The sequence below is a fragment of the uncultured Pelagibacterium sp. genome (assembly GCF_963972885.1).
GTDB classification, from domain to species: Bacteria; Pseudomonadota; Alphaproteobacteria; order Rhizobiales; family Devosiaceae; genus Pelagibacterium; species Pelagibacterium nitratireducens.
The window spans coordinates 1-7598 of sequence record NZ_CAXAXY010000124.1 but is presented as its reverse complement, the minus strand read 5'-3'; the positions used below and the strand labels follow the sequence as shown (position 1 = coordinate 7598).

General features: G+C 61.1%; 9 protein-coding genes and 1 pseudogene. 8 read left to right on the top strand and 2 right to left on the bottom strand.

The features are described from left to right. The 5 genes and pseudogenes from AACZ55_RS14780 to coaA all read left to right on the top strand — a co-directional run. Window positions 1-279: pseudogene (locus tag AACZ55_RS14780) on the top strand (imidazole glycerol phosphate synthase subunit HisH); the annotation flags it as partial. Continuing rightward, a complete protein-coding gene (hisA, locus tag AACZ55_RS14775) occupies window positions 276-1010 on the top strand; it encodes a 1-(5-phosphoribosyl)-5-[(5-phosphoribosylamino)methylideneamino]imidazole-4-carboxamide isomerase (protein WP_339647340.1) in 735 nt (244 codons plus the stop codon). The pseudogene AACZ55_RS14780 and the gene hisA, both read left to right, overlap by 4 nt. Before the next feature lie 106 nt (window positions 1011-1116). Next, window positions 1117-1881 carry an imidazole glycerol phosphate synthase subunit HisF gene (gene hisF / locus AACZ55_RS14770; RefSeq protein ID WP_339647331.1) on the top strand — a complete coding sequence of 255 codons (765 nt, stop codon included), beginning with the start codon at window positions 1117-1119 and terminating at the stop codon, window positions 1879-1881. Between the two features lie 72 nt (window positions 1882-1953). Further along, on the top strand, window positions 1954-2274 hold the full coding sequence (locus AACZ55_RS14765; RefSeq protein WP_339647328.1) for a phosphoribosyl-ATP diphosphatase: 321 nt from the start codon (window positions 1954-1956) through the stop codon (window positions 2272-2274). Window positions 2275-2276: 2 nt separating this feature from the next. Beyond that, entirely contained in the window at window positions 2277-3221 is a 945-nt protein-coding gene (gene coaA, locus AACZ55_RS14760) for a type I pantothenate kinase (RefSeq protein ID WP_338608384.1), read from the top strand. Here the strand turns inward: coaA and AACZ55_RS14755 are convergent. Continuing rightward, window positions 3218-4219, bottom strand: coding sequence for an adenosine kinase (locus AACZ55_RS14755; protein WP_339647325.1), 1002 nt, complete (start codon window positions 4217-4219; stop codon window positions 3218-3220). The two genes, coaA and AACZ55_RS14755, sit on opposite strands and share 4 nt — an antisense overlap. Window positions 4220-4434: 215 nt before the next feature. After that, window positions 4435-5121: an endonuclease III gene (gene nth, locus AACZ55_RS14750; protein ID WP_339647337.1), complete on the bottom strand. Its 687-nt coding sequence runs from the start codon at window positions 5119-5121 to the stop codon at window positions 4435-4437. Between the two features lie 38 nt (window positions 5122-5159). On the opposite strand from nth, the gene AACZ55_RS14745 reads away from it, so the two are divergent. From AACZ55_RS14745 to AACZ55_RS14735, 3 genes are all read left to right on the top strand, one after another. Next, window positions 5160-5627 (top strand): DUF2244 domain-containing protein, encoded by a 468-nt coding sequence (locus AACZ55_RS14745; protein WP_339647322.1) that lies wholly within the window; start codon window positions 5160-5162, stop codon window positions 5625-5627. Window positions 5628-5688: 61 nt separating this feature from the next. Continuing rightward, window positions 5689-6561, top strand: coding sequence for a methylated-DNA--[protein]-cysteine S-methyltransferase (locus AACZ55_RS14740; RefSeq protein WP_339647334.1), 873 nt, complete (start codon window positions 5689-5691; stop codon window positions 6559-6561). Between the two features lie 60 nt (window positions 6562-6621). After that, a partial coding sequence (locus tag AACZ55_RS14735) for an AI-2E family transporter (RefSeq protein WP_339647319.1) occupies window positions 6622-7598 on the top strand: 977 nt, incomplete at its 3' end.

Genomic DNA, 7598 nt, shown 5'->3' with positions numbered 1-7598 from the left:
AAGGTGCCGCATATGGGCTGGAACACGCTGAGCGTTTCCCGTCCCCATGCCCTGCTCGACGGCATAGAGACAGGCGAAACCGGACTGCACGCTTATTTCGTCCATTCCTATCACATGAAAGCCGAGAACCTTAGCGAGGTGATCGCCACCGCCGATTACGGTGGCGCCATCACGGCCATTGTCGGCCGCGACAATATTTTCGGCACCCAGTTCCACCCTGAAAAGAGCCAGTCCCTCGGGCTGGCCCTGATCGCGAACTTTCTGAAATGGCGCCCATGATCCTGTTTCCCGCCATCGATCTCAAGGACGGTCAATGCGTCCGGCTCAAACTCGGCGATATGGAGCAGGCCACCGTCTTCAACGACGATCCCGCCGCTCAGGCCAAGCTGTTTGAGGGTCAGGGATTTGAGTATCTGCACGTCGTCGATCTCAATGGCGCGTTTGCCGGTGAGAGCGTCAATGGCGCTGCTGTGGACGCGATCCTCAAGGCCGTCGATTTTCCCGTGCAGCTCGGCGGCGGCATCCGGACGCTGGCCCATATTGAAAACTGGCTCGACAAAGGCCTGGCCCGGGTGATCCTGGGCACCGTCGCCGTGCGCGATCCCGAACTGGTCAAGGCCGCCTGCAAAGCCTTTCCCGGACAGGTCGCCGTCGGCATCGATGCGCGCGGCGGCAAGGTGGCCGTCGAGGGCTGGGCGGAAACCTCCGAACTCTCTGCCATCGACCTTGCCCGCCGCTTCGAGGGCGCCGGCGTCGCAGCGATCATCTATACCGATATCGACCGCGACGGAGTATTGAAGGGCATCAACTGGCCCTCGACGCTGGAACTGGCCAATGCCACGTCCATTCCGGTCATCGCCTCTGGCGGTCTGGCCGGAATAGAAGACATCCGCCGCATGACCGAGCCCGATGCGCAAATCCTAGAAGGTGCGATTTCGGGCCGTGCGCTCTATGACGGGCGCATTGATTCACGTGAAGCACTGGCCATATTGAAGGGCGAAGCGGCATGACCCTCAAGGCCCGCATCATTCTCTGCCTTGACGTCAAGGACGGCCAGCTTGCCCGCAGTGGCGCAGCCGCGGGGACAGCGAATTCGAAAAAAGGAGCGGGCGTCCGATGACACTTAAAGCTCGCATTATTCCCTGCCTTGACGTCAAGGACGGCCGCGTCGTCAAGGGCATCAATTTCGTCGATCTGGTCGACGCAGGCGATCCCGTGCAAGCGGCCATCGCCTATGACGCGGCCGGAGCGGACGAACTCTGCTTTCTCGATATCGCCGCCTCTCACGAGGGCCGCGATACCATTTTCGACGTCGTTGCCCGCACCGCCGAACATTGCTTCATGCCGGTCACCGTGGGCGGTGGCGTGCGCACCAATGACGATATCCGCAAGCTGCTGTTGTCCGGCGCCGACAAGGTCTCGATCAATTCGGCGGCGGTCAACGATCCCGATTTCGTGGCACGAGCCGCCGACAAATTCGGCAATCAGTGTATCGTCGTTTCGGTCGATGCCAAGCGCGGCGACTCCGGCACCTGGGAAATTTTCACCCATGGCGGGCGCAAGCCGACCGGGCTCAACGCCGTCGAGTTTGCCATTGGCGCCGTCGAGCGCGGCGCCGGCGAATTGCTGGTCACCTCCATGGACCGCGACGGAACCAAATCGGGCTTCGATCTCGAATTGACACGCACCATCGCCGACGCCGTGGACGTGCCGGTCATTGCCTCGGGTGGCGTGGGCACCCTCGATCATCTTGTCGATGGCATAAAAGAGGGTCATGCGACGGCCGTTCTGGCCGCCTCGATCTTCCATTTCGGCACGTTCACCATTGGCCAGGCCAAGGCGCATATGGCGGCGGCCGGCATTCCCATGCGACTCGACTAACCCTTTTTGATTGCTTGCACCCCGCCCCCGGCAATGGTTAGACGGATGGCGCGGAGACGGAGGCACAATTTCATGACATTGAGTATCGAAGCGCTTGACGCGCGTCTGGCCGAGCGGGCCGGCACCTCGCCCGAGGTCTCCTATACGGCAAGGCTGATCGCCAAAGGCACCGCCAAATGTGCCCAGAAGCTTGGCGAAGAGGCGGTCGAAACCGTGATCGCGGCGATGAGCGGGGATCGCGAAGAGCTGGTCAAGGAAAGCGCCGATCTGGTCTATCACCTTTTGGTGCTGTTGCGCTCGGAGGGCGTTGCGCTCTCGGAGGTGTCCGAGGAACTCGACCGGCGCACGGCGCAATCGGGCCTGGCCGAAAAGGCCGCAAGGTCCGGGGACTGACAATGGCCAGGATTACCTACACGCCTTATCTGAGCTTTACGATCGAGGAATGGGCGCGGTTGCGCGCCGACGAGCCCATGACGCTCGATCGCGAGGACATCGAACATCTTCGGGCGCTCAACGATCCGATTTCCCTCGCCGAAGCTGAAATCGTCTATCTGCCGCTGACCCGCCTGCTCTCGTTCTACGTCGAAGCCATTCAGGCCATTCATCATGCCTCGACCCGGTTTCTCGGGCACAATGGCGCCAAGGTGCCGTTCATCATCGGCGTCGCCGGATCGGTGGCCGTCGGCAAATCGACCACCGCACGCATTCTGAGTGCCCTTCTGCGCCGCTGGCCGAGTTCGCCCAAGGTCGATCTCATCACCACCGACGGGTTTCTGTATCCAAACGCGGTGCTGGAAAAACGCGGGCTGATGCAGCGCAAGGGGTTTCCCGAAAGCTATGACCGGTCTGCCTTCGTCGAGTTTCTTGCAGCGATCAAATCGGGCAAGCCGCGTGTCAGCGCGCCGACCTATTCCCACCTGGTCTATGACATTGTGCCCGGCGAGCGTGTGGTCGTCGAAAGCCCCGACATTCTGATCGTCGAGGGGCTCAACATTCTTCAGCCCGGTGAATTGCCCAGAACCGGCAATCCAATCGTCTTTGCGTCCGATTTCATCGATTTCTCGGTCTATATCGACGCCGACGAGCATGTGCTCGAGGCCTGGTATGTCGAGCGCTTCATGAAGCTGCGCGAAACCGCGTTCCGCGATCCGCAAAGCTTTTTCAAACGCTTTTCCGAACTGTCGGAACTGACGGCGATTTCGACGGCCAAATCCATCTGGCAATCGATCAATTTGCCGAACCTGCGCGAAAACATTCTGCCCACCCGTGGGCGAGCAGATCTGATTCTCAAGAAAGGCGCCGACCACTCCATTCACGAAGTGGCGTTGCGGAAGGTCTAAACCGCAATCCCCTCGCCTCGTGCCAGCGCCTTGAGATCGGCGACCGGGCGGGCGCCATAGTGCGAAATCACCTCCGAGGCGGCAAGACACCCCAGCTTGAGCGCTTCTTCCATCGATTGCCCGCGCGCCGTGGCCAGAAGGAATCCCGAGGCGAACAGATCGCCCGCGCCGGTCACATCGACAACATTGCTGACAGGAAACGCCGGCACGGAAACGATTTCCCCGTTCTTGATCGCCATGGCTCCGCGCGCGCCCATGGTCACCGCTGCGATTTCGGCGTCTTCGGCAAGCTGGCGCACCGCGACATTGAGGTCGTCGGTCTCATAGAGCGCCTTGACCTCTTCGATATTGGCAAAGACGTAATCCATGGTCTTTGACTTGATCAGATCGAGAAACTCGTTGCGGAAGCGGTTGACACAGAACGGGTCCGACAGCGTGATCGCCGCGGCGCGCTCGTTCTTGTGGGCGTAATGGGCCGCCATGATAAAGGCCTTCTTGGCCTGCGGGGGGTCCCACAGATAGCCTTCCATATAGGTGATGGCCGAAGCACCGACCGTTTCCTCGACGATATCGTCTTCGGTCAGGTGCTGGCAGGCGCCCAGATAGGTGTTCATGGTGCGCTCGCCATCGGGCGTGACCAGAATCATCGAGCGGGCGGTGGCCACATCGTCGCGCAGATACGCGGTTTCGTAGTGAATGCCCTTGGTGTCGAAATCGTCGCGGAACACAAGCCCAAGCTCGTCTTCGGCAACCTTGCCCACAAACGCCGCGCGCCCGCCGAGCGCCGCAACGCCCGCTGCCGTGTTGGCCGAGCTGCCGCCGGGAATGATCGACTTGGTCTCGGGCATCTTGGCGTACAGGTCCGCCGAGCGATCGGCATCGACAAGATGCATGATCGATTTGCGTAAACTCTCATCGACAAGGAATTTGTCATCGATCGGGGCGATCACATCGACGATGGCATTGCCGATGGTCAGGACGTCGAACCGCGTGGTCATCGGCGCTCCGCATAAACTGTCATGGATACTGCCCCCCGCTTAAGCCATAGCGGCCGGAGGCGCAACCGGTCTAGGACCAATCGACATTCAGATGATGGCGGCCTGCAAATGGCAGTTTTCTGCGCTTCCGGTGCTCACGTACCCGAACGTACGCTCCGCTCCGGTTCTCGAAAACCGCCGTTTTCGGCTCACCCTAAGCTGAATGTCGATTGGTCCTAGCCGGCGGTCTTTGCCGGATAGCGGCACCACTGGGCAATGATGCAGCGGTAACATTCTGGCTTGCGCGCCTTGCACACATAGCGCCCGTGCAGGATCAGCCAGTGATGGGCGTGCAACAGATAGTGTTTGGGGACACGCTTGAGCAGGGCCAGCTCCACCGCCAGCGGCGTCTTGCCCGGGGCGATCCCCGTGCGGTTTCCCACCCGGAACAGATGGGTATCGACAGCGATCGTGGGTTGGCCGAACCCGATATTGAGCACGACATTGGCCGTCTTCCGCCCCACGCCGGGTAAAGATTCCAGTGCCTCGCGCGTGTCTGGGACTTCGCTTGCGTGCTTTTCGATCAGCATCTGGCTCAAAAGAAAGACGTTTTTGGCCTTGTTGCGATAAAGCCCGATGGTCTTTATGTGCTGGCGGATGGCGTCTTCACCCAGCGCCACCATCTTTTCGGGCGTGTCGGCAATGGCAAACAGCGCCTTTGTCGCCTTGTTGACCCCCACATCGGTGGCTTGAGCGCTCAGAACCACGGCGACCAGCAGTGTAAAGACATTGACGTAATCGAGCTCGCCCCTGGGCTCGGGATCGTGAAGCGAGAAGGCCTCGAAGATCTTTTCGATCTCGGCCCGGGTCAGTGGCTTGGGCATGGGTGCGCCGATAATTGATTTGATTTGTGTGCGGACAATCCTCTTAGAATGGCGCCAAGGCCAAAAGGCAAGTCGAGATGACCCAAAGCCCGCTCTTTGCCGCATTGCTGACCCCGCACCGCTCCCTCTCGCCCAAGGGCATCCGCTGGGTGATCGCGTTCACCTGTGTGATGGCCTCGATTCCCGGCATCGCGTTTTACGCCATGGGGGCCTGGCCCGTCGTCGGCCTTCTGGGGCTCGATGTGCTCCTGCTCTATTGGGCGCTCACTGCTTCGCTCAGGGATACCGAGATGTTCGAGGAGATCACTCTCTGGCCCGACACCCTCGATATTCGCCATGTCACCAAGAAGGGGCGGGAGACCGCCCTCTCGTTCAATCCGTTTTTCATCCGCTTTTCGGTGATCCGCGACAAAGAGGGCCGGGTGACCGCGCTCAAGATCCTAACCCGCGAAGGCGAGGTGGAAATCGGGCGGTTCTTGACCCCCGACGACAAGGCCAGCTTTGCCGACGCCTTCGGTCATGCCCTAAGCAGGGCCAAGCGCTGATCGGTGTAAAAATCGGGTCGTCGGGCGGGCCATCGGTCGATAGTGTGAACCCATGAACGAGATGACAGCAATTTCACAGCTTCCCGATATGACCACCGACGAGACCTATCGCACCATCGCGCAGGCCATCGAATACCTCTCGATGCCCGGCCCCGAAGCATCCGATATCGCCGGACTGGCCAATGCGCTCTCGATGACCGAGCGCCAGCTGGTCGATATGTTCCGCCGCTGGTGCGGGCTGACGCCGAAAAGCTTTGCCCAGGCCGTGGCCCTCGACCACGCGCGAAAACTTCTGCGTGACAATATGAGCGTGCTCGATACGACCTACGAGCTGGGTCTTTCCGGACCGTCACGCCTTCACGATCTGTTCGTGACCTATGATGCGGTGCCACCGGGCGTTTACCGTGCCAGGGGCGCGGGGCTGGAGGTCGCCTGGGGCTATGCGCCCTCCCCGTTCGGAAAGGTGTGCCTGATGGTCACCCAGTATGGGGTGGCCGGCATTTCCTTTGCCGATGATGGCAAGGAACAATACGCGTTCGAGGATCTGGCCAATCGCTGGCCCAATGCCGCCTACAAGCGCGACGATGCCGCCATTGCCCCCATCGCCGCCCGCATCTTCGATCCCGACCGCTGGGATCCCGACCAGCCCATCCGGTTGGTGATGATCGGCTCCCAGTTCGAAATCAAGGTCTGGGAAACCCTGCTCAAGGTTCCGGCCGGGCGTGCCGCGACCTATGGCGAGGTGGCCCGCGCTGTCGGCCGGCCCAATGCTGCCCGCGCCATTGGCCGGGCGGTGGGGCGCAACCCCATCTCCTTCGTTGTCCCCTGCCATCGCATCGTGGGTTCGACCGGGGCGCTCACCGGCTACCATTGGGGCATCGTGCGCAAGCGCGCCATTCTGGGCTGGGAAGCGGGGCTGGTCTCGGCGCAATAGCGCAATTGGAACTCTTGGGCCCCACGAGTCTTAGCTTTTCGTAAGGGGCGGAGAGCTGATTTGGCGCGCGCGATTTTTTTGGCATTTATCGGACTTCTGGCGCTGGTGCTTGCCGCGCTCTATGCGCACATCATCATGCTCGTTTTCGCGGCGGTCCTCGTGGCCGCTGTTCTCGACGCGCTCATCCGGCTCCTGATGCGGCTCGTACCCATTCTGCCGCGCGCCGTCGCCGTGATCCTGACCCTGATTTTTGTCGTGGTGCTCGTCATTGTCGCCGCGATTGGCGGCGGGGTGACCATTGTCACCCAGTTCGATGCGCTTTCAAGAGCATTGGCCGAAGCCTGGGACATGGTGGCGAGCCAGCTCAACGATTGGGGTCTGCCGGTGGCGCGCACCTTCGATGTCACCGACATCGTCGAAGCCATTCCCGAACCTCAGACCATCTTTGGCGGGGCCGGTGCCGTGCTGGGCACCGGGTTTGGTTTGCTCTCCAATATGGTGATCGTCTTTCTCACAGGGATATTCCTCGCCATCGATCCCAAACGCTATCGCGACGGGCTTGCCATTCTGCTGCCCATCGAGGCACGCCCGCGGGCGCGTGAGGTGCTGGCCAAGGCCGGCACGACGCTACAGCATTGGCTGGTCGGCCAGTTGGCGCTGATGGCCATCGTCGGAGGTCTGACAACGGTGCTGCTTTTGGTGATGGGCGTGTCTTATGGGCTAACGCTCGGTCTGATCGCGGGGCTTCTCAACTTCATCCCCTTTGTCGGGCCGATACTTGCTTTCGTTCCCATCGGTCTGTCGATGATCGGCCAGGACTGGACGACGGCACTGATCGTTCTGGGCGGCTATACCCTGATCCAGCAGTTCGATGCCAATGTCACAACGCCGCTGATCCAGGATCGGGTGGTCAATCTCGCCCCGGCCCTGACCATCATCTTCCTGCTGTTCATGGGCGTGGCCCTCGGGCCGCTCGGGGTGGCGCTGGGCACACCCCTGCTTGCGGCGCTGCGCGTGCTGGTGCTTGAACTTTATGT